Origin of the sequence: uncultured Croceicoccus sp., from assembly GCF_947496385.1 — a bacterium.
Classification (GTDB): Bacteria; Pseudomonadota; Alphaproteobacteria; order Sphingomonadales; family Sphingomonadaceae; genus Croceicoccus.
The window spans coordinates 16,752-42,315 of record NZ_CANMCP010000007.1 but is presented as its reverse complement, the minus strand read 5'-3'; the positions used below and the strand labels follow the sequence as shown (position 1 = coordinate 42,315).

Here is a 25,564-nt window from a genome sequence, read left to right as displayed (position 1 = left end):
TTCCCAGTGGAAGGGACCGCCTCACCCTGTTGCCAGATGGCCTGTCCTGTCAGGAGGAGGTCAGGCGGCCATCTCGCGGGGACCGTCGTCGTCGGAGGAGACATCGTCGGCGGCGAAATCGCCGGCGACAGCATCCGACGCATGTTCATCAACGTCGACCTCGACCGCCTGATCATCGGCGTCGCTCACGGGCGCGGCAAAGCGCATGACCTCGGGAACCCAGCCAAGCGCTGCCTCGCGCACCGCCGCATCGGTGATGAAATTGCCAGAGAACACGCGTTCGGCGCTCTCGGCCAGTTCGCCCTTCTTCGAGGCGGCAAAGCGCGCGACGAGGTCCGATCCACCAACTTCGGATAATGCCTCGAGGATCACCGACTTCGACACCCGGTCGAAGTAGTTCGCCGCGGTCGGTCGCCACCAGCGCGCGATCTCGATGCCGATATCCGAACCCAGGTGATCATGGAGTGCGATCGCTCGGTCACCCGCCATGTTGAGGCTCGCCTCGAAAGTGCGGGCGACGACAAAGCCGAGCCAGGACGCGCGTGCTTCCTCGTCGAGGCAGCGGAACGCCTTGAAGCGGGCGACGATGTCGTCACCGGCTCGCCAGCTTTCATCAAGACCGCTCCTCAATTCGGCCAAGGCCGCCGTGGCCGGCGCATCCTTCGCCTCGAAGCCGATGACCGGCCCTGCCGCGATCGGGCCGCGCAAGGTCGTTGCCGAGCGTGCGCGCCAGTCGTGCGTGTCGGCATCGGCCAGCGTGAAGACGAGGAGATGGAGCGCCAGGGCCGGATCGGACGCGACATGGAGCGCGAGGACATCGCGCCGCTGCATCGCAAGCTCGTCGACAAGCCGCTTCGACAAGGTCGCACGACGCGGGGCATCGCCCGTGCCATCCGAGACCACTTCGACCGCATCGTCCTCCGGTGCCAGCACTTGGGCATTCTCGGTATAATAGTGCGGCTGGAGCACCGGCGTGCCGTCACGGCTAAGAGTCAGGATCATCCCGGCATCGGGCCTGAGGTCAGGATCGAGCACCAGCGGCCGGTTGCGGATCTCGTCGGTCTCGCGTTCGATCGCATCGATTGTCGCTTCGGCGGCGGCGATCGCCTCCTCGGCGCTGTCCTCGCATTCGAGGATCGCGGCATGCTCGTCGAACGACTTGTCGAGCTCGTCGAGCCGCGCCAGTTCCGCCTCGCTCAGAGGAGCGGGTTCGGCTGGCAGGCGGTGCAGACCCTCGAGAACGTCATGGCTAACGTAGTTGTCGAGCGTCGGGCGCACCCAGGCGATCTCATATTCGGCGGCGAGAACTTTGGCCTGCTCTTCCATCCTGGCACGCGCAAGATCCTCGAGCAGGGCAACGTCGACCCAGCTTTCGCTGTCATCGTCGTCGAAGAGCTCGCGTTCGATCCGGCCGCCAGCCTCGACATAGGCATCGCGTCCGACAAACCGCGCGCGCGGATCGCTGCCCCGCACGGTGCCGGTCAGCACCATGCGGCGGATGCTGTCGGGACTGGGCGCATAATAGGCCGAGGGTACCTGCTCGAAGACCCGGGCCTGGATGGCCTGGTCCGACGTCGCGCCATAGGCCTTGGCGATATCGAGAGTAATGTCGCCCGATGCCAGGGCGGTCAGGACCGGTTCGGCAAGATTGGCGAGCCTGAGGCGACCTTCGACGAAACGGACGGTCAGACCGAAGCGGCGCGCCACCTCTTCGCTACTGGCGCCGGCTTCGACGAGCGAGGCAAATGCCTGGGCTTCGTCGGCCGGGTTCATCGCGAGGCGATGGAAGTTTTCAGCAAGGCTGGTCTCGACCGCATCGCTCGCCGTCTCGTCGAGCACCAGGCAGGTCACCGGGTGCGTGCGCGGCAGGACCTTGTCATCGGCAAGAGCGACGAGCGCGCGGCGGCGACGTTCGCCGGCCTCGACCTCGAACTTGCCCTTGGAACCGGCACGCACGATCAGGTTCTGCAACAGGCCGCTGGCGGCGATGCTGGCTTTCAGCTCGGCATCGGCGGCAGGATCGGCATGTTTCCGTACATTGCGCGGCGAAGGGGCGAGCTTGTTGAGCGGGATGGTCTTGATCATGGCATATACTCCTGATTGGGCGACCGGGCGTGCCGACAACCGGCAGCCTTGGGCGCAATCAGGGCAAAGCCCCCTCCCCTCTAATATTGGTCCCGCGAACCGCCGTTAGCGTGAGCGCATCTGTCTATCGGACCGTCAGGGGTCGTTGTCGGAGGCAAGCGCGCGCAATCCCGCCATTTGGGCAGTCAGCGCTTTGAAGTCCTCGCGGTGGGCGAGACGGGCATAGCGGCGCACGAGTTCATGCTCGGCAGCAACCAGCTCGTCTTCGGTGAGGTCGGTGAAGAAGGCATATTCGGGCCGCTCGTCGAACTCGTCGCCGAACGGCACCGTCTCGAGCCAGTTGCAGAAAGCCGTGATACGGTGACTGCAGATCGGATTATCCTGCCGCATTCAGTTCAGCCAGTGCACCACGTTCGCGATCATCCAGACCAGCGATAGGATCCATGCGGTTAGCAAAAGGCAAAACTCGACGCGAAGCGCGAAGCTCTTCTTCGGCTCGGGTTCTCTCGACATCGCGTCTACTTCCTCATCGGGATCCACCCTTCACCAATAACGAGCATCATCGCGGTCAGCGCCAGCAACATGAAGAGCGCTCCTGCAATCTGCCGCTTTGGCCCCATGGGTTCGGTATTTTCCTGTCTTCATCATGCGTTAGTGGGCTAGAGCTAGCATCATCTTGCGATTCGTCATCGCATTTGGGGGGAAATATCCATGAAATTGTTTGCGCCGCTTGCCGCGGCTATCCTGCTTGCGTCTCCGGCCATGGCCGAGGAAATCACGCCGCTTCCGGTTGCGGTCGCCAGCGAGCAGAAACCGCGCGCGGTTCTGCCGGCCAATACCGAAATCCTGCTCTCGATGAACCAGGACGTGACCACCAAGGGCAAGGGCTGGTCCGAAGGCGACACCTTCAACATGAGCGTCGTTCATGACGTGCGCTACGGCGACTACATCGTGATCCCGCGGGGCAGCCGGGGTGTTGGCCGGATTACCTGGCTCACCAACAAGGGCGCATTCGGCAAGTCGGGCAAGATGAACATCGAACTCGAATATGTCGAAGTTGCAGGGCAACGTATCGATGTCTCCGGCGAATATCGCCAGGAAGGCGATGGCAATACGCTCGCTACCGTGGGCGGCGTGGTCGCGGCCGGTGTCTTTGCCGCTTTCATTACCGGCAAGAGCGGGACGATCCCCAAGGGCCGCGAACTCATGGCCTATACGAAGAGCGACATTCCGCTGGCGATCGAGCTGCCGGTCGCAGCGGCTGCACCAGCCCTGCCCGTTGCGGCACCGGTCGCACCCTCCGTGCTGAAAGCACAGCCGGTTGTGCAGGCCGTACCCGGTGAAGGCGCTGCTCTTCAGGCGTCGGCGGCACCCGTTGCGGTCACATCGTCGGTCGTCTGCACGACCTGCAAGAAATGACATGAAGGCCTGGCCGCTCGCCCTGCTCTTCGCGGCCCCGCTTGCCACGCTCGGCAACGCGGGTCCGGTTCAGGCGCATGGCGGCGGCCTTGCCGCGGATGGCTGCCACTACGACCGCAAGGCCGGAACCCGGCACTGCCATCGCGGATCCAGCGCCGCGCCGGCCAGTCCGCCGCAACGAAGCAGTGGATCGAGCACCTATTTTCCGAACTGCGCCGCCGCACGGGCGGCAGGCGCAGCACCGGTCAGGCGGGGTGATCCCGGTTACGGGCGGCACCTTGACCGCGACAATGACGGGATCGGCTGCGAGTAACAGCCAATCCCCCCGACATGCGAACTAGCGAACGGCAAGCCGCTCGATGATCTGGGCTGCCCCGTCGGTCGGCACGAAGAGCCGTGTTTTGTAGCGGATGATCTCGGTGAAGCAGCCTTGCGCCTTGTACCAGTCGAGCCGCGCGGCCGACCACCCGGTAACCTCGAGCCGCTGCGAACCGTTGACGAGGCTGCGCTTCAACATGAGGTCATCGGGTCCGGCGATGTCCTGTCGGCGCCCGGATTGCAGGACAGCCGTGACAACCTCGCCGACCGGCAGCGCCTGCCGGCCCTCGATACCGAGGGCCTGGCACAAGTCGGCAACGAAAGCGACCGGCACCTCGCGGCCGATCAGCGAGCGGCCATCGCTCGCCGCAATCCGGCTGACCCGCACATGTTCGGCGGGAAGCTTGTCCCAGACCTGCAGTAGCAGGCCGGTGGCAAGATAAAGCCGCTCGCGCTTCAGGCTGGCGCCGGCCTCGGCCACCTCCTCGTTCCATGCTGTCCGGAACGCGGCAACGCCTATATCCTCCCAGCTGCTTTCAGCCAGAGCCTCGTCGGACAGGTAGGTGCGCTTCAGCGGGCGGATCAGTTCGTGACGGCGGATGCGTTCGCCCTCGTCGGTCAGCAGGCTGCGGGCGGGCACGAGGAGCGCAACCCGGCCCGAACGCGCGTTGCGCAAACAGCGATGGTGCTTGTCGCCAATCCCGTGAAACGCATCGAGCCGGTCGAGCGACAACGGGCGAAGCGCACGGGCGATTTCGATTTCGAGAAGATGCGTGGTGGCGCCGGACACGCGATCGGTGCGCAGCAACGTATCGGACAGGATGTCGAAGCTTTCGACCGGGATCGTCTCGACGCCAAGGTCGAGCGTGCCGGCCTGTCGCGCCGCATCGACGCGCGCTTCGACGAGGGCAAGGTATTCATCGAAGATCGCGTTCTGCAAGCCGATCGGCAGGGCGAGGATCCGGTTGAGCCAGCGCTGGATCGGCGGCAGGTCGTCGACCATGCCGCCGTCGGGTGCCGCAATGCGCAAGCCCGTCAATTCCTCGAAGCGGTCGAGGCTGACGGCGTCGAGTTTGCCTTCGAACAGGAGGCCGAACCAGCGGACCAGCGCTTCCCTTGCATAAGAACTTTCGAGATTGTCGGCGGGATCGAACAGGTTCTGCCCGCCGGTCTGGCGCTGGCCGCGGGTGAGCGCACCCAGACTGTCGAGCCGGCGTGCAATCGTCGAGATGAAGCGGCGCTCGCCGCGCACATCGGTGGTGACGGGGCGGAACAGCGGGGCCGAGGCCTGGTTGGTGCGGTTGGTGCGACCAAGACCCTGGATCGCGGCATCAGCACGCCAGCCCGGCTCGAGCAGGAAATGCACCCGGCGTTCCTGGTTTGGGCAATCGAGATCGGCATGGTAAGACCGCCCCGTTCCGCCCGCATCGGAAAATACCAGGATACGCTTCGTGCCATGCATGAAGGCGCGCGTCTCTGCGACATTGGAGCGGGCCGAGCGCGACTGGAGAACCTGGCTCCCGTCCGGTCCGATGACGAGGCGGCGGCTGCGCCCGGTCACTTCGGCGACCTTGTCGGTACCGAAGCGCTCAAGAATTGTGTCGAGCGCGGTGGCGATCGGCGGCAGGGCGCAGAGCTGCTCGATCATGCGGTCGCGGGCCGCAAGCGCGCTGCGGCACAGCACCGGATGGCCCTCCTCGGCGCTCATCGGCTCGGACCGTGGGGTACCGTTCTCGTCGGTGAAGACCGCCATCAGGCGAACCGGAAAACTCTTTTCGAGGTAGTCGATCACGAAGGATGCCGGGCTCAGATCAATCTCGGGTGAAGCGCGTTCGGCATCGGACAGTTCGGCAAGCCGGCGATCGAGCATGGCCTCCGACGTCGAGACCAGCTGGATGACGACCGAATTGTCCGCCGCAAGCGCCTGTTCGATGGCCGGGAGCAGGCTTGGCAATTTCATCGAGAGCAGCAGTTGGGCAAAGAAGCGCTGCTTGGTTCCCTCGAAGACCGATAGTGCGGCAGCCTTGGCGCCGCCATTGAGCGTGTCGCCGCTGTCCGCATCGACGATCCGTGTGGCCTCGAGCGCGTCCTTGAGGTTCGCATGAATGATCGCCCAGGCATCGGCATAGGCATCGTAGACCGCGATCTGGTCCGGCGTCAGGCATTGCTCGAGCACGTCGTATTCGACGCCGGCGAACGACAGTGCACGCGCCGTATAGAGACCGAGCGCCTTCAGGTCGCGGGCAACCAGTTCCATCGCCGCGATCCCGCCCTGGCGGATTTCGGCGACGAAGCTCGTGCGATCGGGAAACGCGGTCTCGGGACCCCAGAGACCGAGCCGGGTGGCATAAGCGAGATTGTTGACGTCCGACGCACCCGTGGCGGAGGCATAGACGACGCGGGCGCGCGGGAGCAGGTTCTGCAGGCGAATGCCGGCAATGCCCTGCTCGGATCCCTTGACCTTGCCGCGCGCGCCCTCGCCGCCCGCTGCGCCCGCCATGGCATGGGCTTCATCGAACACGATGACGCCATCGAAGTCATCGCCCGCCCAGGCGAGGATCTGTTCGAGCCGCGTGGCATCGCCGCGGCCCGAACGCAGCGTCGGATAGGTGACGAACAGTATGCCTTCGGGCATCGTGATGGATGTACCGAGTTTCCAGGTGGCAAGCGGCTGGATATCGAGCGGCAAGCCGCCGAGCGCGCTCCAGTCGCGGCGTGCGTCTTCCAGCAAGGCCTCGTGCTTCGAGATCCAGATATGGCGGCGCTCGCCGCGCACCCAGCGATCGACAATGATACTGGCGACCTGTCGGCCCTTGCCGGCACCGGTTCCGTCGCCGAGGAAATAGCCCATGCGAAAGGCCTTGCCATCGGCACTGGGTTTGAGAACGCAACCCTCGTCGTCGGGTTCGAAGGTTCCGGCGATATCGCGCGCATGGGCATTGGCGGCGTAGATCAGCGTTTCGGCCTGGGCTGCCGAGAGCAGGCCCTTGGCGATAAGGCCCGCCGGCAATTGCGGCACTGCTTCGGCGATCGGCGCGGCGATCGAGCCCATCGCGACCGATTCCACCAGTGCGGTGGGGTGCATGGCCGAATCTGCGATGACGACCCGGCTCGGGCGATAGGGCAGGTAATGCCCGACCTGTTCGTCAATCGGCGCAGGTTCGGCAAGCGCCTCGTAACAGACCGGTGCCGCTTCCGAGGTTGGCGCAGAACGAACGGGAGGAGCTAGCGTCGTTCGTCGCGCCAGCGGAACCAACCGGAGCGCACCCATCGGACGGACCGGGATGAGAGGCAGTGTGGAACCCGGCTGCTCCCGAACGGGGAGTGCATCGATCATCTCCGCAAGCTCGGCGAAATTGCTTGTGCGGGCCGTGGCGATCGCGACATCGCGGTCGGCCTTTTCGATCACCAGCAGGCGCGTTGCGATCCCTGTGCCGGACTTTCGGAAACCGCCGTCGATCGTGACGTTGAGCAGAGGTACGACCGGGCCGCGCAGTTTCGCCACGAACCGGTGCAGGTCGAACCATTCGGGCATGATCGCAACCAGACGCCCGCCGGGCCGGAGGCGGGCAAAGGCCGAACGCAGATGGCGTGCACCGGTCCGGCCGTCATGGCCGCGTTCGGCGCTCCATGAAAAGGGCGGGTTCATAAGTACCACGCTTGACGAGCAATCGGGCGACAGCAGTTCGTCGATCAGTTCGCCATCGTGACTGGTCACCGTCGCCTGCGGAAAAAACGCGGCAAGACAGGCGCGGCGCGATGCGGAAATTTCGTTGAGATCGAGCGTAGCGCCCGATTTTGCCACCCAGAGCGCCAGCATACCTGTGCCGGCCGAAGGCTCGAGCAAGCGATCGCCCTTGTTCATGGCACAGGCGCGCGCAGCCAGCCAGGCTAGTCGTGGCGGCGTCGCGAACTGCTGGAGCTCGACCTGCTCCTCGCTACGGTTCGTTTGGGTTGGAATACGGTCTTCGAGTCCGGCAAAAACCTGTTCGGCGGAGTCGGGCGGCGTGGTGACCACAAGGTCGGATCTGCTCATCAGCCAGAGGACCTGTGCCATTTCGAGCGCGGCGTGCGCTTCGGTCAGTGACCAGCGTCCGTCGGCATCGCTACCACCGAATTGTTCGCTCAGCGCATCGCTGATGACGCGGCGGGTCAGCGCCGCACCCGATGCGAGAAACGCGGCAAGCTGGCGCGCCGCCGAAAGGTCCAGTGGTTCCGAAGGCTCGGAAAATTCGAACTGCAGGGCTGATTGGGACATAAGGATCTCCTGAGGAAAGAGCCCCTCACCTCGTCGGGGCCTCAATCAGGCAGGAGCTTCCTCCCCTCTGGTCTGTCGGGACCGGGTCTTGCCTTCCCTGGCCGACAGGACATCGGCCCAGTCATAGCCCGCCTTGCGCGGGCGCCGGATCACGATCCGGCGACCAGGAGCCGCATAGGCACCGCAGGCACGTTCCTGCGCGAGATTGCCGCCTTCATCGGCATCGAGAAAAAGAAACAGTTCGCGCACGCTGTCAGGGATCGTGACAAGGCCAAAGCGTTCGTTGCCGAGTGTCGCCCAGCATGAGATGCCCGAAAGCTGGGTTGCGGCGAGCGCGGTCTCGATGCCCTCGGCCAGGCCCAGCCTGCCGCCCCGGGCCATGGCAAGACGGACCGCGCCGGTCTGCAAGCTGCCCAGTGCGCGCTTGGGCCGGTCGAACGCCGCAAGACGATGACGCTGCGGATCGAGGAAGGTCCGATGGACTGCGATGACGCCTTCATCGTTGCGCACCGCAGCCAGCATGGCTGGCAGGAACAGAGCCTCGCCTTTCGGGCCGAGCGGTGTGCGTTTGTGATAGCGGAGGTCGGACGAGCCCACCTTGATCGCGCGGGCCCACAGGTAGGCTTCAGCCGGGGATTCAGAGAGAGCACTGGCCTCGCGCCACAGGCGGCAGGCATTCCGGTCAGGGCCCGACTGCCGGATATCGCTCTCATCGACGGTCTGGTCAGCATCAAACAGGTCCCGCGACCGGACGCCGGTGTGATTAAGTGCGGCAAGGACCGCATCGTTGCTGCAGCCGGCAAAGCAGTGGAACAGGATTGCCTGGCGTCCCAGGGTCACGCTCAGCGACGGCGTGCGGTCGTCATGGGCGGGGCAGCAGCACATGCCCTTCCGGCCGCGCCAAGTCCCATCGAGTTTTTCGACGATCTGCCTGGCACGGCGTTCGAGCGGTGAAATCGAGGACTTTCGGAACATGGGCGCGCCTTTCGAAGTGAGCGATGCCCGTCCCGGTGCAGCCTCCACTCTGCACGCTCGCATGGTCTTTCCAACAATCAATGTTCTATATATGTTCTAATTCGAGTCGTCCAGTCGGGATCAGGAAAGATGCGCACACGAAACTGCTTGTTTGCAATGGCCCTCGGGGTCGCCATAGCTTGGGCTTTCCCGGCGTCCGCCGATGATGGCTATCGGGTAAAAGGCCTCGACGGAGAATTCCGGCTGGTCGAGCATGGGATCTGGGGCCGACAGAGTCAGGTCAACGCCGAAGGGAGCGCCGCGACCCTGCCTACCACCCAGCCCTTGGCGACAGTCGCTGCCCGGCCCTCAGGAAGCAGCAAGGCAACAAGCTATCGACGCGCAATCTACCTGCCGCAGGTCGCTGCCATGGAGGCGCGATTTGGTCTTCCCGGCGGACTTCTCGACGCGCTCGTCTGGACCGAGTCGCGCTACAATCCACTGGCCGTCAGCAAGGCAGGGGCTGGTGGTCTGGGTCAGCTGATGGCGGGTACGGCGCGTGAATTGGGGGTCGCCAACCGCTTCGATCCGCGCGCCAACCTCGAAGGATCGGCCCGCTATCTGCGGCAGATGCTCGACGAGTTCGGGGTAGTCCACCTCGCCCTCGCCGCCTACAATGCCGGTCCCGGTGCGGTGCGGCGCGCTGGCGGGATTCCGAAGAATGGCGAAACACCGCGATATGTGCGGGACGTGTTGCGTCACTGGCGGCTGTAGAACCACACGGATCTCATAAGTTCCACGCTGATTCTTGATGCTGGTCGCCTGATCGCAAATTCAGATGCCGATCCAATCGTAAGAGCTGACCAGAGTTGGTTCGGGCATTCGCGCAGCTGAAATAGCTTGTCGTTTATTGATCGCCGAGTCGGAAAGACTCCGATCAAACACACCGGACCGCCCGCAAAACCGCCAAACGCCCCATATGGACGCGTCGGGATCAAAAAACTTTATGAAAGCCAAGAGCTACCTAGGGAGCTACCTAGAGGCGAACCTCACGCTTGGATTGTTCGGGAATTTTCAAGATTTTCGTTGAAAATCATAAATATAGTGGTGAGCCCTGCTGGGTTCGAACCAGCGACCTACTGATTAAAAGCCGTAGGTCAGGCACTTTCCGGCTCGCCCCGTAGCGTCCCAGGTTGTCTCTTAGTCTGCTGATATGACCACACTTTTTGTGCTCAGCCCATTCCCGATTGTTCTTGCATTGTTCCGGGCAATCGCGCATACGGTGAATCCTAGGTGAATCCTTTTTTTGACCCACTGATCTCCTTATGGCCAGACGCGTTGCTCCACTTACAGCCCTTCAGATTTCGAAGACTAGGCCGCACCCCAGTCGCACGATAGAGCTCGTGGACGGCGCCGTCCCGGGTCTGCGATTGCGAATAGCGCCGTCAGGCGGAAAGTCCTGGTCGCTCGCCATGCGCGCCAGTGGCATCATGCGGCGGTTTGATGTTGGCAATGGCCTCGGTCTTGGAGATGCACGCAAGAAGGCCCAAGAACTTCGGCTCGCAATCAAGGATGGTGCAGACCCCACGGCCGACAGACGAACGGCTCGGCTCAAGGCGCTGTCTGCTGTCGAAGGCGTAGGCACATTTGGCTCGGTCATTGATGCCTACTTCACGATTGGCAATGGCGCGGGGCTCAAGACCGGCAAGGTGCAGCAAAAGCATCTTCGCTCATTCTTCGGATCCATGCTGGCTCGACCTGCAATCGACCTGCGCTCGGCCGAGATTCAGTTGGCAATCGACGCTCATCCAGCCAAGGTGACGGCCGCCCGCGCGGCCGGTTACATAGGTCCGGTCATAAAATGGGCGAGCAAGCGTGACCTGATGCGCGGCCCGTTTAATCTGGAGAAGCCTATTACCGGTGCACCGCACCAGCGGGTGCTATCGGAGGCTGAACTCAAGAAGCTGCTCCCCACGCTTGATGACGCATATGGCCGCTGTTGCCTGTTCCTTCTGCTGACGGCGGCACGCCGAAGCGAAGCTGCCAATGCAACTTGGGACCAGATCGATCTCAAGAAGAAGATCTGGATCATCCCGGGCGAGGGCCGGAAAGACACACGCGAGCAAGTGCGGCGGAAGGGCAAACCGAAGGAGGCTCTGGAGATCCCACTTTCCGAGCAGGCGCTCAAGGTCCTGAAGCAACAGAAGCATCTCCTCCGCGCGAGGAGTGAAAATGCAGATGATGGGCATATCGGGCCTGAGCCTTTCGATCGAATCTTCACGACTGAACAGGGCGGCCCGCTCATCAATTGGAGCCGATGGCTAAGAGGAAATGCGGAAAGGGGTGCCGTAACCGGATGGTCGGCTCATGCGTTGCGGCGGACAGCAGCGACAATTGCCGGCGACTTAGGTGCCCCGCCCCACGTCATTTCTGCAATGCTCGGGCACTCCAACATCGGAGGCCAGCTCATTGCTGGGTATAACAAGTCGCGATATCGGGAAGAGCACGCCGCGCTCATGCAAAAGATCGGAAATCGGATCGACCGGATCATGAAAAGCGAAGTACGGGAGGCGAATTCTCTCCGATAAATTTCGCTCTCGACGCGAATGACAAAAGAGGCATCCAATTCAGGGTACTTTCTGCCGTAATAACAGGCGCTTCCCCAATTCGGCTTTCTGAAAAAGCCCGGAAAGGGCCCGCAAACGTCCACTAAGGTATTGGTTCGATGCCTTTTTTGGGACTCGACAGCAATTTTTGAAGCGCTTTTTGGCGTTAGCTGAGCGTACTTGCGGGCCCCGATTCAACCATCAAGATCCGATGCCATCGCACGTATTTCGATCATTATCGAAATAATTCTTGACGCCAAATGTCCGATCCTACATTTCTAGTTTCATGGAAATGAACTCTTCTTCGGCGGTCAAGGCTCTTGGCGCCCTTGCCCAGGAGCACCGCCTGGCACTGTTTCGCCTACTCGTTCAGGCGGGCGAACACGGCATGCCGGCGGGCGGCATCGCCGAAGCGCTCGACCTTCCGAACTCCTCGCTATCGTTTCACTTGGCCCACCTTACGCGCGCGGGGCTGATCCAGCAGCGCCGGGAAGGCCGCTCGCTCATCTACACCGCCGACTACGGCGCAATGAATGGCTTGGTGGGCTTCCTGATGGAAAATTGCTGCGGCGGCGCGGACTGCGCCTCCCCGAAGGCTAGAGGGACCCAAGCAGTCCAATCAGAAAGAAGGAAGTCCGCATGAGACGGTTACACGTGCACGTGGGCGCAGCCGACCTTGGCCAGTCGATCGCGTTCTACTCCACCCTGTTCGGTGCAGAGCTATCCGAATGACCTGCGACATCGTCATCTATCACAATCCCGCATGTGGAACCTCGCGCAATGCGCTCGCCATGATCCGTAACGCCGGGATTGAACCTCACGTCATCGAGTATCTGAAGACGCCGCCCTCCCGCGCCATGCTCGAAAGCCTCCTGGCTCGTGCAGGCATTTCGCCGCGAGACCTGCTGCGGGACAAAGGAACGCCTTTCACCGAGCTCGGCCTCGACGATCCTGCCCTGTCCGATGCCCAGCTGATTGATGCCATGATGGACCACCCGATCCTGATCAATCGGCCGCTGGTGGCCTCGCCGCTCGGAGTCAAACTGTGCCGTCCGTCGGAAGAAGTTCTCGATCTCATTCCGACCGAGCAACGAGGCGCCTTTGCCAAGGAAGATGGCGAACAGGTTGTGGATGCCGCAGGCAAGCGCGCGCTCTGACCGATACAGGACAAGCAAAAGTTGACTCAGACCATCGCTGACCCCGCTCCGGCGGCCTCGCCGCTCGGTACTTTCGAACGCTTCCTGTCGCTGTGGGTGCTGCTTGCGATCCTGGCAGGCCTTGCATTGGGCTTGGGGGCGCCCGACGCCGTCGGCGTGCTGGCTGGGCTGGAATACGGTTCGGTCAATCTCGTCGTCGCAGTGCTGATCTGGGCGATGATCTATCCCATGATGGTCGGTGTCGACTTCTCGAGCATCAAGAACATCGGCCGCAAGCCCAAGGGGCTGGTGATCACCCTCGTCGTGAACTGGCTGGTCAAGCCGTTCACGATGGCGGCGCTCGCGGTGCTGTTCTTCGATTACATCTATGCCGGACTGATGTCGGAAGGCGATGCCGATCAGTATATCGCCGGACTGATCATCCTGGGCGCTGCCCCTTGCACCGCGATGGTGTTCGTCTGGTCCCAGCTGACAAGGGGCGACCCGGCTTACACGCTGGTGCAGGTGTCGGTGAACGACCTCATTATGATTGTCGCTTTCGCACCGATTGTGGCGCTGCTGCTCGGCGTAACCGACATAGTCGTTCCGTGGGACACGCTGCTCCTTTCAGTGGTGCTCTACGTGGTCGTCCCGCTGGCAGCGGGTGCCCTGACCCGGCAAAGGGTAATCTCGCGTCACGGAGGCGAAACGGCGTCGGTCGACACCTTTACCGAGCGTCTCAAGCCGTGGTCGATCATCGGTCTGCTCGCCACGGTGGTTCTGCTCTTTGCTTTCCAGGCGGAAACCATCGTTTCTAACCCGCTGCTGATCGGGCTGATCGCAATCCCGATCATCATCCAGTCCTACGGCATTTTCGCCGTCGCCTATGCCTGGGCTTTCGCTTGGAGAATTCCGCACAACATCGCCGCGCCCTGCGCGATGATCGGGACGTCCAACTTCTTCGAACTCGCCGTCGCGGTTGCCATCGGGCTGTTCGGCCTGACCAGCGGCGCTGCCCTTGCAACCGTCGTTGGCGTGCTGGTGGAGGTGCCGGTGATGCTGTCGCTGGTGGCCATCGCCAACCAAACCCGCAACCGCTTCCCTGCTTCCTGAATTCAAGCGAGCCCATGACCCGTCTGCGCACCCTGTCCGATCCCGATTACCTTCCCGCTTTGCACTCCGAATATGTCCATCGCAGCCCAGCGCTCGGACTGGGCGCGGTCGATCCACCCCTGCGCATCCTGTTGCTCTACGGCTCGCTGCGGGAGCGGTCCTATTCGCGGCTCGCAGTGGAAGAGGCCGCGCGCCTCCTGCAGCTGTTCGGCTGCGAGACGCGGATCTTCGACCCGTCTGACCTGCCGCTGCCCGACCAGATAGAGGATGACGACCATCCCGCGGTTCATGAACTGCGCGAGCATTCACTTTGGTCGGAAGGACACGTTTGGTGCAGCCCCGAACGCCACGGCCAGATGACCGGCATCATGAAGGCCCAGATCGACCATCTTCCGCTCGCCTATAAAGGGCTTAGGCCGACGCAGGGCCGGACGCTCGCGGTCATGCAAGTCAGCGCCGGCTCGCAGAGCTTCAACTCGATCAATACGCTGCGCGTCCTTGGTCGGTGGATGCGTATGTTCACGATCCCGAATCAATCGTCGGTCGCCAAGGCCTACGAGGAATTCGATGAAGCAGGCCGAATGAAGCCATCCAGCTATTACGATCGCATCGTGGATGTGATGGAGGAGCTGGTCCGGTTCACTGTTCTTCTGCGGCCGCATGCGGAGCGGCTGGTCGACAGGTATTCGGAGCGGAAGGACAAGGATCGACCAGTGGAGACCCCCGTCGATAAAGCGGAGCTGGCGGGCAGCCGACCGAGCTCACGTGCCAGCTGAAATCACATACGGGACACACGCTCATCTCGGTACTTCTGCCAAGGAGATGTTGTGCAAGTCCAACTCAGCCGCCCCTCAATGCTGATGCGGCGCTGCGCCGGGCGGATCCACATGGCCAACCGCATAGCTCGAGTATTCCTGCTCGCTCATCTCCGGCATCGCCTTTACGAACGCAGCGATATTCCACAACGTCCGATCATCATGCGTCGGACCGAAGGCTGGCATTCCGCTCATTTTCACACCGTGTTTGACCAGCCAGAAAATCTCTTCCGAACTCCATTCCCGGGCAGCATGCGCAAGGGCGGGCGGCTTGGGGCGCATCGTTTCGGCCCATTCCGCGCGACCTTCGCCGATACCGCCATGGCACTGAACGCACATGGCTTTGTATTCCCCTGCGCCGGCCATTATCATCGCCGGTGCAAGTTCGGCAGGCGCCTCGATGTCGTCGGCAGCTCCCTGCACTGCGTTGCGCATGGACGTCGTCAGCGCCCACTCACCCAGCGCGGTGTGCCGGTCGGTTGCCGCGACGTTGTAACTGCCAGTGAGAATCACCAGCAGGCCTATTACAATCAGCACCAGCAGGGTGCCGACGACACCTAGCAGGACGCCTCGCCAGGTCTTGCTCATGCCGCGGCACCTTCGTAGCACCGGACGTAACCGCGATAACCGATTTCGTCGCTGGCTTGCGGCGGGACGACGATCATATCCATCGCCTGCAGGCCGGCGTTGCCGATCGCGTCAACAGACCGGAGCGTTACGATGAGCCCGCCGTCCTCGTAGCGCCCGTCGCCCGTATGCGGCAGGACGATCAACTTTCCGTTGAGCTTGATGGCACCGGGCCCATCGGGCTCGTAGAGGAATGACGGAAATCCGACCTCGGTAAGCTTGACGGCGCAGCGCCCGTTCTTTCCGCCGAGTGCTTCGATATCGACACCGCTCATCGTTTCCGGCTTTATGATCGCGGTGGCGACGTTCTCCAAGGCTGACGCGGCACCCATGATCGGCGCGGGTGTGGGGGCCGGTTCGAGCTGCGACTCGCGATCATTGCCGACGGCGGTGTTCTGGTTGCACGCGACCAGGGGTAGCGTCAGGGCGGCGATCGTCGCGAGTATTCTCATTGTTCCGCCTCCTCGGGCAGGCGCTCGATGGTTCGCACACCGTTCTCCTCGATGTCGGCTATCAGGTATTTCATCTGCGCGATCTCGCGCCGCTGGGCGAGGATGATGTCATGCGCAAGCTTGCGCACGCGAGGATCGCGGATATGGGCGCGCTCGCTGGTCATGATCGCGATCGAATGATGCGGGATCATCGCCTGCATATATTCGCTGTCGGTGATCGTGGTCTGGCTGCGCACCAGCCACAGCGCGAGCGCGAAGACGAGCGCGGCGACACCCAGAATAACGAAGTTCTTGGCAGTGCTTTTGTACATACCCCACATAAAGAGCAGCATCACCACCATCATCGCCGCGCCCATGACGAAGGCCATCCAGAAGCGGGTCTCGCTCCAGAAGATGTGATCGGCATCGTAGGTGTTCAGGTACATGAGGATGAACATCACGACGGTCGAGGTGCCGATCATCGCCATGAAGCGGATGTAGTTTCCTCCGCCTCCGCCTTTCGTTTTATGCTCTGCCATACAACCTCCTTGCCATTTATTTCATCGATCGACAGGCGGTTCACGCAGTGAGCGGGCAGCGAGGGCGAGCGCGAGCAGCGGGACGACCGTCCACATCATCAGGGGGATCAGTCCAATCCCCAACAATACGGGCATCCGCTCGGAATAGTTCCAACCCCATGGCGCGCGTAACGCGATGAATTCTATGACAAGCGTGAGTAGTTGTCCGGTTCCCAGAAAGACAATCAGCGGACGCGGCTTCAGGCTGTGCAGCCAGTAGCGATCATTCGCCGCCCAGGATGCGATGAGATAGGCGAAAACCATAATGCCCGCGTCTCCGAATGAAGCGAGGCTGCAATTGACGGTGACCTGCCATGCAGAAAGCTCGCCCATCGCGTAGAACGGCATCTGCAGCATCTCCCAGAGAAACGCGATCAAGTAGCCGTGAATCGCCAGCCAGATTTCGGGTCTATCGAGTTTCGCCAAACGCTTTCCTCAGGACTGTTCTGCGACGCCGTCGATGGCCGACAATCGCAGACCACGCAGGCGCAGCGCGTTGCCGATCACCGAAACCGAGGACAGGCTCATCGCCGCCGCAGCGATCATCGGGTTCAGCAGCAAGCCGGTAAAGGGAAACAGCACACCGGCGGCAACCGGAATACCCAGCGTGTTGTAGGCGAAGGCAAAGAACAGGTTCTGCCGGATGTTGCGCATGGTCGCGCGCGACAGGACGATCGCCTGAACCACTCCCGTCAGATCGCCGCGCACCAGCGTGACGCCGGCGCTCTCGATCGCCACGTCGGTGCCGGTGCCCATGGCGATGCCGACATCGGCGGCCGCCAGGGCGGGCGCATCGTTGATCCCATCCCCGGCCATGGCAACGCGGCGCCCCTCGGACTTCAATCTCTCCACCTCGCGATGCTTGTCTTCGGGCGAGACATTGGCGTGCACTTCGTCGATGCCCATTTCCCGCGCCACCGCTTCGGCCGTGCCCCGGCTGTCGCCGGTCAGCATGACCACGCGAATACCGCGCGCGTGGAGTGCAGCGATCGCCGCCGCGCTGGTCGGCTTGATGGGGTCGGCCACGGCGATCAGACCTGCACGGCGCCCGTCGAATGCAACGAACATCACCGTTTGCCCCTGCGCGCGTCCGGCTTCGGCCGAGCCCAGCCAGGTCTCGTCGTCGATCCCGACGCGGCGCATCATCTTCTCGTTCCCGATCGCCACCCGGCGAGCATTCACGGTCGCTTCGACGCCTTCGCCGGTAGTCGACGCCAGGTCCGTCGCATTGGCGGGCGAGATCCCCCGTGCCCGCGCGCCCTCGACGATCGCATGCGCCAGCGGATGCTCGCTGCCCAGCTCGACGCCCGCGACCGCGGCAAGGAACTCGGTTTCATCGATGCCTTGCACAGGATCGACCGCCACCAGATCGGGCTTGCCCATCGTCAGCGTGCCGGTCTTGTCGACCACAAGCGTGTCGATCTTCTCGAGCGTCTCCAGCGCCTCGGCATTGCGGATCAGGATGCCGTGCTGCGCGCCCTTGCCGGTGCCGGTCATCACCGACATCGGCGTGGCGAGCCCCAGCGCACAGGGGCAGGCAATGATCAGGACCGCAATGGCGTTGACCAGCGCATAGGCGAAAGCCGGTGCCGGCCCCCAGATCGCCCAGACCACGAAAGTGACGATTGCGACCACGACGACGGCGGGCACGAACCAGCCCGCGACCTGATCGGCCAATCGCTGAATCGGCGCGCGGCTGCGCTGCGCTTCGGCGACCATCTGGACGATCTTGGACAGCATGGTGTCCTTGCCGACGTTGGTGGCCCGCATGACGAAGCCCCCCGTCTGGTTGACCGTTCCGCCGATGACCGTGTCGCCCGCGCGCTTGGTCACCGGCAGGGGTTCGCCGCTCACCATCGACTCGTCGATTGCGCTCGATCCCTCCTCGATTTCGCCATCGACCGGGACCTTGTCACCAGGCCGCACGCGCAAGCGGTCGCCGGTGGCCAGCTCATCGAGCGGCACCTCGCGTTCCTCGCCTTCGCTGAAGATCTTCACAGTAGAGGGCGGCGCGAGCTCGAGCAGCGCGCGAAGGGCGCTTGACGTCGAGCCGCGCGCCTTCAATTCCAATACCTGCCCCAAGAGGACAAGCGTGGTGATGACCGCCGCTGCCTCGTAGTACACGCCCACCCGACCCGAATGATCGCGAAAGGCCGGCGGGAACAGGTCCGGCAGCGCCGTCGCCACCAGGCTGAACAGATAGGCAATGCCGACGCCGATACCGATCAGCGTGAACATGTTGAGATTGCGCGTCTTGAGCGATTGCAGGGCACGCACGAAAAACGGCCAGCCGCCCCAGAGCACCACCGGTGTGGCGAGAAGCAATTGCGCCCATTGTGCTCGGGCAGGCTCGATCAGCCGATCGAAGCTGAGCCCCGAAACCATGTCGCTCATCGCATAGACGAATAGCGGCACGGTCAGGAGCGCGCTCCACCAGAAGCGGCGGCGCATATCGACAAGCTCGGGATCGGGGCCTTCGTCGAGGCTGACGGTTTCCGGCTCGAGCGCCATGCCGCAGATCGGGCAGGAGCCAGGTCCGGGCTGGCGAATCTCGGGATGCATCGGGCAGGTGTAGATCGTGCCCTCGGGCACCTCTTCCACGGCATCGAGATGAGCGCCTGATAGATAGATTTCTGGATCCGCTCGGAACTTGTCGTGGCAGCGCGAAGAGCAGAAATAGTGCTCGGAGCCCTTGTGCTCGGCCACGTGCTTAGCGCCATCGATCTTGACGCTCATCCCGCAGACCGGATCGATCGCCGTGCCGGGCGTTTTGGACTCGTCAGGTCCGCGACTGTCGTTTGTCTGTTTCATGCCGAAATCCTCGCGGTCGTGGGGAAATCGCCGGCATCGACCAGCTCGCCGTTGGTTTCGAAGCCATCGCCTTGTCGAAGCTACGTCGTCACGCCGGCTTATATCCCGAGAAAGCCCGAACGACGGGCATCGCCCGCCATTCGAGCTTTCAAAGGCCTATCTTTTGGTGATCGAAGTGATCTCTCCGCCGCTGTCGGTTTTGCGGAAAGCGAATGTAACGGCATCGCCCACGGCCACAGCCTCGCGTGCTGTTTCATCAGCCTCGAAGGCCATGGTCATTGCTGGCCAGTTCACCTCGGGAATCGGGCCATGATCGATCGTGATTTTTTCGGCATCCACCGCTGTGACGGTGCCTTCACCGCGGCCTATTTCTGCGCTTTCGCCAGATTGCATCATGGGCATGTCCTCGCCGCCCATGGCCATCTTTTCGTCCGCCATAGGCATGTCGGCGGTTTCCGCGCTGTCGTTGCCATTATCGCACGCAGCGAGCGCGAGCGGCGCGGCCAGCATTATCATGAGGGTTGCAAAACGCATTCTTCATCTCCTTGGGAGGGGTTTGGCCGATCCGACCGGGGACGCCGCATCATCAGATATGCGGCAGGTAAGAGGAACATGGACAAGAGCGGGGCGGTGATCATGCCGCCGATCATTGGGGCCGCGATACGGCTCATCACTTCGGACCCGGCGCCGGTGCCGATCAGGATCGGAAAAAGGCCGGCGAGGATGACCGCCACGGTCATCGCCTTGGGGCGGACGCGCAGCAGGGCGCCTTCGCGGATCGCCGCCGATACCTCATTGGCGTCGAGGTCGCCTTCGCGCCGCTCCAACGCGGCTTTCAGGTAGATCAGCATGACCACGCCGAACTCTGCTGACACGCCTGCGAGCGCGATGAACCCCACGGCCGTCGCGACCGATTGGTTGTACCCCATCAGGTAGAGCAGCCAGAACCCGCCGGTCAGCGCAAATGGGAGCGTACCCATGATCAGCAGCGCCTCGTCGAAGCGGCGGAAGATAAGATAAAGCAGCAGGAAGATGATCGCGAGCGTCGCCGGCACGACAATCTTCAGGCGCTCATAGGCGCGGGTCAGATACTCGAACTGCCCGGCGTAAGACAGGCTGACGCCCGCGGGCAGATCGACCTCGGCCGCGATCGCCTCCTGCAAGTCGCTCACCACCGAGATCAGATCGCGCCCGCGTACATCGATGTAGACGAAGCTGGTCGGGCGTCCCTGCTCGCTCTTGAGCATGGGCGGGCCGCTGGTCACCCGAACATCAGCGACGGTGCCAAGCGTAATCTGCTGTCCCGCAGGGGTGAGTACCGGAAGATTGCGCAGTTCATCGACGCTGTCGCGGATCTCGCGCGGATAGCGGACATTGACCGGATAGCGTGCCAGCCCTTCGACCGTGCGCGCGACATTCGCGCCGCCAATCGCGCCCGAGACGATCTGTTGTACGTCGGCGATGTTGAGCCCGTAGCGCGCTGCTTCCAGGCGATTGATATCGACATCGACATAGCGGCCCCCCGAAAGCCTTTCAGCCAGCGCCGAGCTAACCCCCGGCACCTGCTTGGCGATCCGCTCGACCTGGAGCGCGACGCGTTCGATCTCATCCAGATCCTCGCCCGAAACCTTGACCCCGATCGGGCTCTTGATGCCGGTTGCGAGCATGTCGATGCGGTTGCGGATGGGGGGCACCCACACGTTGGCGAGACCCGGCACCCGCACCACGCGATCGAGCTCCTCGACCAGCTTGTCGGTCGTCATGCCCTCGCGCCATTCCTCGCGCGGCTTGAAGCGAATCGTGGTCTCGAACATCGTCAGCGGCGCCGGATCGGTCGCCGTGTCGGCGCGGCCGGCCTTGCCGAAGACGGTGTCGACTTCTGGCACCGTCTTGATCAGGCGGTCGGTCCGCTGAAGCAGTGCCGAGGCCTCGCCTGGAGACAGACCGGGAAGCGCGCTCGGCATGTAGAGCAGATCGCCCTCATCGAGCGGGGGCAGGAACTCGCCGCCAAGGCGCGAGAAAGGAACGAGCGTCGTTGCGAAAATCAGCCCGGCGATGACCAGCGTTGCCTTCGGACGGCGCATCACCCAATCGAGCCCGGGCCGGTAGGCGCGGGTCAGCGCCCTGTTGATCGGATTGCTGTCTTCGGCGGGAATCTTGCCCCTGATCAGCCAGCCCATCAGAACCGGCACCAGCGTGATCGACAGGATCGCCGCCGCCGCCATGGCATAGGTCTTGGTGAAGGCGAGCGGGGCGAACAGCCGTCCCTCCTGCGCCTGCAGGGTGAAGACCGGCAGGAACGAAAGCGTGATGATCAGCAGGCTGAAGAACAGCGCCGGCCCAACCTCCTTCGATGCGTCCGCGACGATCCGCCAGCGCTCCTGAACCGAAAGCACGGTATCCGGGTTCTCCTCGGTCCAGCGCTCGATATGCTTGTGCGCATTCTCGATCATCACCACCGCCGCATCGACCATCGCGCCGATCGCAATAGCGATGCCGCCCAGCGACATGATGTTGGCGTTGACGCCCTGGAAGCGCATCACGAGAAAGGCGGCGAGGATGCCCAGCGGCAATGTGACGACCGCCACGAGCGCCGAGCGCGCATGCCACAGGAACAGCAGGCAGACGAGCGCGACGACGATAAACTCCTCGATCAGCTTGGTGGTGAGGTTTTCGACCGAGGCGTCGATCAGCTGCGAGCGATCGTAGGTCGTGACGATCTCGACCCCTTCGGGCAGGCTCGCTTGCAACTGATCGAGCTTCGCTTCCACCGCCTCGATCGCACCGCGCGCGTCTGCGCCCTGCCGCAGGATGACGATCCCGCCTGCAACTTCGCCCTGGCCGTTAAGCTCGGCGATGCCGCGGCGGAGTTCGGGCCCGATCTGGACATTGGCGACATCGCCCAGCGTGATCGGAACACCGCCCGCTTCGGTGCGCAGCGGTATGACGCGAAAATCCTCCAGGCTCCCGAGATAGCCCGACGAGCGAACCATGAATTCGGCTTCGCCCATCTCTACGATGGAGCCGCCCGCCTCCTGGTTGCCTGCCTGGACCGCGCTCACCACCTCGGCGTGGGTCACGCCGAGCGAGGCCACGCGATAGGGATCGAGTACGATCTGGTACTGCTTGACCATGCCGCCGACGCTGGCGACTTCGGCAATGCCGGGAATGGTCTTCAGCTCGTAGCGCAGGAACCAGTCCTGCAGACTCCTCAGCCCTGCAAGATCGTGCCCTCCACTGCGATCGACCAGCGCATATTCGTAGATCCACCCGACCCCGGTCGCATCCGGGCCGAGTGTACTCTCGACGCCTTCGGGCAGACGGTTCTGGACCTGGTTGAGATATTCCAGAACGCGCGAACGCGCCCAGTAGAGATCGGTCCCGTCCTCGAAAATGACATAGACATAGCTGTCGCCGAAAAACGAATAGCCGCGCACGGTCTTCGCTCCCGGAACCGAAAGCATCGTCGTCGCCAGCGGGTAGGTGACCTGGTCCTCGACGATGCGCGGGGCCTGCCCGGCGTAGTTCGAGCGGATCACCACCTGCACGTCGGAGAGATCGGGCAGCGCATCGACCGGGGTGGTCCGCACCGCCCAGAAGCCGGCGAGCGCCAGACCGATTGCAGCCAGAACCACGAAAAGGCGGTTGGCAATGGAACTGTCGATGATCCGCGCGATCATTCGCCGGTCTTCCGGATCGAGACGATTTGAGGTCCGCTTCTGGCCTGGACAAAGGTGAAGGCAACCCGGTCGCCGCGTTGAAACCCGCGCAGCTGCGCCGGACCCTCGGTGGCGAACCCCATCGTCATGGCCGGCCATTCGAGCGCGGGCACCGGCCCGTGCCGCAAGGTGACACCGCGGGCAGTGATCCGCTCGATCGTGCCGGTGGCGCGATAGGTCCGCGGCCTATCCGCGTCGTTCTGCGTTTCGCCTTCGCCGACGGTCGATGGCGCTTCGTCAATGGCGCGCACATCGATACCGGCAAGGCTGGCCTCGGAGTCGAGCAGGAACTGGCCCGAAACGACCACCTCTTCGCCCGCCGCGAGGCCCGCAAGCACTTCGGTCCGACCGCCTGCTTCGCGTCCGATCCGCACCTCGGCAGGGCGGTAGCCCCCACGCTCCTGAGTGATCATCACCAGGGTGCGTTCGCCGGTGCGGATCACGGCTTCGGACGGCACCAGCAAGGCCTGTTGCCGCTCGGGCGCAAGCGTGACCTGCGCGAACATTCCCGGCTTCAGACGCAGCCCGGGATTGGGCATCGCCGCGCGCACGGTGATCGTCCGGCTGGCATCCTGCGCGCTGGGCAGGATGGCGATGATCCGGCCGGCGAAGCGTTCGCCGGGAAAGGCGGTGAGGGTCGCACTTACCGGCTGTCCAACGCGGGCGCTCCCCGCCAGCGCCTCTGGCACCGCTGCCTCGAGCCAGATCGGACTGTAGCCGCTGATTTCCGCGAGGGTCTGGCCCGCCATGACCGTCATGCCCGGGCGCACACCAAGGGCAGTGATCGCCCCGGATTGCGGCGCGGTGACTGTAATCGTCGACTGTGGCCTGCCGCTTCGTGCGACCGAAGCAATCACCGAATCCGGCATGCCGAGGAGGCGCAGACGTTCGCGAGCGGCCCGGGTCAAGGCTTGGTCCCCGGTCGCGGCGACGGCCAGATATTCGTTCTGCGCGCCGCCCCATTCGGGCACCAGAAGATCGGCGATCGGCGCGCCCCTTGCGATCAGGTCTTGCGGGGCGTGGCCGTAGGTCCGCTGGACATAGCCGCCCGCGCGTGGCTGGACGATTGCGACTTCGCTCCCGTTATAGGCGAGCGTGCCGGTAACCGTCGTCTCCGGCTCCAGCACGCCGAATTCGACCTCGGCGGTGCGGATCCCGAAATTCTGAACCATCGTGGAATCGATGCTGACTCCTTCGCCGCCCTGCGCCTCGCCTCCGGCGCATTTCGGGACCAGCTGCATGTCCATGAACGGAGATTTGCCCGGCTCGTCGAAGCGCTGGTCGGGCACCATCGGATCGTACCAGTAAAGGACTTCCTCGCATCCGGTCTCGGCAGCAGCATCTTCATTAGCACCGCCACCTTCGCCGAGCATCGACAGACCGTAACCGGCCCCTAGGCTGATCAAAGCAATACCGGCCGCCGCCGCATAAGAGCGCTGGCGCGGCGTCAGACGTTCGAACATAGCTCTCACGGCCTGTCCTCCCCGTAGGTAAGTCGCAGCGTCGCAGCCGCCTCGACCGCGGCCTGCTCGCGTTCGAGAATCTCGAGTTCGAGAAGTGCTAGCGCAGATTTTGACGCGATCACGTCGACGAGATCGGCGCGGCCGGCGGCGAAGCTGGCCGTCTCGAGTGCGGTTCGATCACGTGCGAGCGGGAGAAGCTCGTCGCGCGCCCGCTCCCATTGCCGCACCGCGCTGCGCCAGGCGGCAAGGTCGGCCTCGAACCGGGCAGTGACCCCGCGCAGGCGGTCGTCGCGCTCGGCCAGCGCGGCAGCTGCGTCTGCCTCGGCTGCCGCGATACGCGGGTTCTGGCGCCGATCGGTGAAGATCGGCAGCGTGACCGATCCCATGACCGACACGACATCGCCGAAATCGGGGTTTCTGCGGCCGTAGGTTACACTCACGCCGAAGTCGGGCCGCTTTTCGGAGCGAGCCAACCGGACGCCCGCTTCGGACCGCTCACTCTCGGCGTCCGCAAGGATCAGCTCGGGGTTGGTTTCCAGGTCGAGCCGTAGCCGTTCCGAATCCACATCGACGCTGGGAGCGATGCCCTGCGCCACGGGTTGGTCAGCGGCAATATAGCGCGAAAGGCGAGCCTGCGCCGTTTCCCGGCTTGCCTCGATGGCAGTTATGGCGTCCTCGATCTCGAGCAGTTCGCGCCGGATCATCAGGCTCTCGGCGGGCCTTGCCGATCCCGATGCGACCGCGCTGTTGGCGACCGGAACGAACTCCCGAAGGTCGGACAGCGCGGTGCGCGCAAGATCCATCCGTCGCTGTGCATAATAGAGGCTGATCCAGGCACCTCCGGCATCAGCGAGAATATTGCGTTCCGCCATGCCGAGACGCGCTTCGGCGAGCCGGATCTCCGAACCGGCGAGACCCGACCGTGCGCGGCGGCGGGCGAGGTTGGGGATTTCCTGCTCGATGCCGATCGCGATCTGGCTCGGAAGCTGCCGGTCGATCTCGAAGGCGGCTGGCCCGGTGACCGGCAGATTCATGACGCCAGCGCGGAGGCGCGGGTCGGGCAGTTCGTCGGCAGCATCCGCCGCCACCCGCCTTGCTTCCACGCGCAACGCGCCCGCCTCCAGAACGGGCTGCTCCGCCCGCGCGGCTTCAAGCGCTTCCTCGTAGCCGACGGGCTGCGCCTGTGCAGCCTGCGCGGCGATCATGGCTGCCAAAGGCACCCAGCAAATCC

22 protein-coding genes are annotated in these 25,564 nt (G+C 63.5%); 8 read left to right on the top strand and 14 right to left on the bottom strand.

Annotated features, from left to right (window positions below; genetic code table 11):
• Nucleotides 1-60: 60 nt before the first annotated feature.
• From Q0897_RS11745 to Q0897_RS11735, 3 genes are all read right to left on the bottom strand, one after another.
• Nucleotides 61-2,085 (bottom strand): ParB/RepB/Spo0J family partition protein, encoded by a 2,025-nt coding sequence (locus tag Q0897_RS11745; protein WP_299309643.1) that lies wholly within the window; start codon nucleotides 2,083-2,085, stop codon nucleotides 61-63.
• Nucleotides 2,086-2,220: 135 nt separating this feature from the next.
• Nucleotides 2,221-2,475, bottom strand: a complete 255-nt coding sequence (locus tag Q0897_RS11740; protein ID WP_299309642.1) for a hypothetical protein — start codon at nucleotides 2,473-2,475, stop codon at nucleotides 2,221-2,223.
• A complete protein-coding gene (locus Q0897_RS11735) occupies nucleotides 2,476-2,598 on the bottom strand; it encodes a hypothetical protein (protein WP_299309641.1) in 123 nt (40 codons plus the stop codon).
• Between the two features lie 198 nt (nucleotides 2,599-2,796).
• On the opposite strand from Q0897_RS11735, the gene Q0897_RS11730 reads away from it, so the two are divergent.
• Entirely contained in the window at nucleotides 2,797-3,504 is a 708-nt protein-coding gene (locus Q0897_RS11730; RefSeq protein WP_299309640.1) for a hypothetical protein, read from the top strand.
• A 1-nt stretch (nucleotide 3,505) separates the two neighbouring features.
• Entirely contained in the window at nucleotides 3,506-3,817 is a 312-nt protein-coding gene (locus Q0897_RS11725; protein ID WP_299309639.1) for an excalibur calcium-binding domain-containing protein, read from the top strand.
• A 24-nt stretch (nucleotides 3,818-3,841) separates the two neighbouring features.
• Here Q0897_RS11725 and Q0897_RS11720 read toward each other — a convergent pair whose 3' ends face one another.
• Together Q0897_RS11720 and Q0897_RS11715 are read right to left on the bottom strand one after the other, a co-directional pair.
• On the bottom strand, nucleotides 3,842-8,080 hold the full coding sequence (locus Q0897_RS11720) for a bifunctional class I SAM-dependent methyltransferase/DEAD/DEAH box helicase (RefSeq protein ID WP_299309638.1): 4,239 nt from the start codon (nucleotides 8,078-8,080) through the stop codon (nucleotides 3,842-3,844).
• Between the two features lie 45 nt (nucleotides 8,081-8,125).
• Nucleotides 8,126-9,055: a toprim domain-containing protein gene (locus tag Q0897_RS11715; protein WP_299309637.1), complete on the bottom strand. Its 930-nt coding sequence runs from the start codon at nucleotides 9,053-9,055 to the stop codon at nucleotides 8,126-8,128.
• A 156-nt stretch (nucleotides 9,056-9,211) separates the two neighbouring features.
• Between Q0897_RS11715 and Q0897_RS11710 the strand changes: the two genes are divergently transcribed.
• The 6 genes from Q0897_RS11710 to arsH all read left to right on the top strand — a co-directional run bounded on the left by Q0897_RS11710 (nucleotide 9,212) and on the right by arsH (nucleotide 14,665).
• On the top strand, nucleotides 9,212-9,808 hold the full coding sequence (locus Q0897_RS11710; RefSeq protein ID WP_299309636.1) for a lytic transglycosylase domain-containing protein: 597 nt from the start codon (nucleotides 9,212-9,214) through the stop codon (nucleotides 9,806-9,808).
• A gap of 551 nt (nucleotides 9,809-10,359) precedes the next feature.
• Nucleotides 10,360-11,622 carry a tyrosine-type recombinase/integrase gene (locus Q0897_RS11705; protein ID WP_299309635.1) on the top strand — a complete coding sequence of 421 codons (1,263 nt, stop codon included), beginning with the start codon at nucleotides 10,360-10,362 and terminating at the stop codon, nucleotides 11,620-11,622.
• A gap of 310 nt (nucleotides 11,623-11,932) precedes the next feature.
• Nucleotides 11,933-12,283 carry a metalloregulator ArsR/SmtB family transcription factor gene (locus tag Q0897_RS11700; protein WP_299309741.1) on the top strand — a complete coding sequence of 117 codons (351 nt, stop codon included), beginning with the start codon at nucleotides 11,933-11,935 and terminating at the stop codon, nucleotides 12,281-12,283.
• An 85-nt stretch (nucleotides 12,284-12,368) separates the two neighbouring features.
• Nucleotides 12,369-12,797 carry an arsenate reductase (glutaredoxin) gene (gene arsC, locus Q0897_RS11695; RefSeq protein WP_299309634.1) on the top strand — a complete coding sequence of 143 codons (429 nt, stop codon included), beginning with the start codon at nucleotides 12,369-12,371 and terminating at the stop codon, nucleotides 12,795-12,797.
• Nucleotides 12,798-12,818: 21 nt separating this feature from the next.
• Nucleotides 12,819-13,889 (top strand): ACR3 family arsenite efflux transporter, encoded by a 1,071-nt coding sequence (gene arsB, locus Q0897_RS11690; RefSeq protein WP_299309633.1) that lies wholly within the window; start codon nucleotides 12,819-12,821, stop codon nucleotides 13,887-13,889.
• 14 nt (nucleotides 13,890-13,903) lie between these two features.
• Nucleotides 13,904-14,665, top strand: a complete 762-nt coding sequence (gene arsH / locus Q0897_RS11685) for an arsenical resistance protein ArsH (RefSeq protein WP_299309632.1) — start codon at nucleotides 13,904-13,906, stop codon at nucleotides 14,663-14,665.
• A gap of 75 nt (nucleotides 14,666-14,740) precedes the next feature.
• Here the strand turns inward: arsH and Q0897_RS11680 are convergent, their stop codons facing one another.
• The 9 genes from Q0897_RS11680 to Q0897_RS11640 form a co-directional block, all read right to left on the bottom strand.
• Nucleotides 14,741-15,292 carry a cytochrome c gene (locus Q0897_RS11680; protein ID WP_299309631.1) on the bottom strand — a complete coding sequence of 184 codons (552 nt, stop codon included), beginning with the start codon at nucleotides 15,290-15,292 and terminating at the stop codon, nucleotides 14,741-14,743.
• Nucleotides 15,289-15,783, bottom strand: a complete 495-nt coding sequence (locus tag Q0897_RS11675) for a DUF6692 family protein (RefSeq protein WP_299309630.1) — start codon at nucleotides 15,781-15,783, stop codon at nucleotides 15,289-15,291. The genes Q0897_RS11680 and Q0897_RS11675 overlap by 4 nt, the downstream gene beginning before the upstream one ends.
• The gene (locus Q0897_RS11670; protein WP_299309740.1) at nucleotides 15,780-16,244 is read right to left on the bottom strand and encodes a DUF305 domain-containing protein; all 465 of its coding nucleotides are present in this window, start codon (nucleotides 16,242-16,244) and stop codon (nucleotides 15,780-15,782) included. Before Q0897_RS11670 ends, Q0897_RS11675 begins: the two co-directional genes overlap by 4 nt.
• Nucleotides 16,245-16,322: 78 nt before the next feature.
• Complete coding sequence (locus Q0897_RS11665) at nucleotides 16,323-16,766, bottom strand: hypothetical protein (protein ID WP_299309629.1); 444 nt, start codon at nucleotides 16,764-16,766, stop codon at nucleotides 16,323-16,325.
• Between the two features lie 9 nt (nucleotides 16,767-16,775).
• Nucleotides 16,776-19,151: a heavy metal translocating P-type ATPase gene (locus tag Q0897_RS11660; protein WP_299309628.1), complete on the bottom strand. Its 2,376-nt coding sequence runs from the start codon at nucleotides 19,149-19,151 to the stop codon at nucleotides 16,776-16,778.
• A 156-nt stretch (nucleotides 19,152-19,307) separates the two neighbouring features.
• Nucleotides 19,308-19,685, bottom strand: coding sequence for a copper-binding protein (locus tag Q0897_RS11655; protein ID WP_299309627.1), 378 nt, complete (start codon nucleotides 19,683-19,685; stop codon nucleotides 19,308-19,310).
• Entirely contained in the window at nucleotides 19,664-22,831 is a 3,168-nt protein-coding gene (locus tag Q0897_RS11650) for an efflux RND transporter permease subunit (RefSeq protein ID WP_299309626.1), read from the bottom strand. Before Q0897_RS11650 ends, Q0897_RS11655 begins: the two co-directional genes overlap by 22 nt.
• A complete protein-coding gene (locus tag Q0897_RS11645; protein WP_299309625.1) occupies nucleotides 22,828-24,342 on the bottom strand; it encodes an efflux RND transporter periplasmic adaptor subunit in 1,515 nt (504 codons plus the stop codon). Before Q0897_RS11645 ends, Q0897_RS11650 begins: the two co-directional genes overlap by 4 nt.
• Nucleotides 24,339-25,538: a TolC family protein gene (locus Q0897_RS11640; RefSeq protein WP_299309739.1), complete on the bottom strand. Its 1,200-nt coding sequence runs from the start codon at nucleotides 25,536-25,538 to the stop codon at nucleotides 24,339-24,341. The genes Q0897_RS11645 and Q0897_RS11640 overlap by 4 nt, the downstream gene beginning before the upstream one ends.
• Nucleotides 25,539-25,564: the final 26 nt, after the last annotated feature.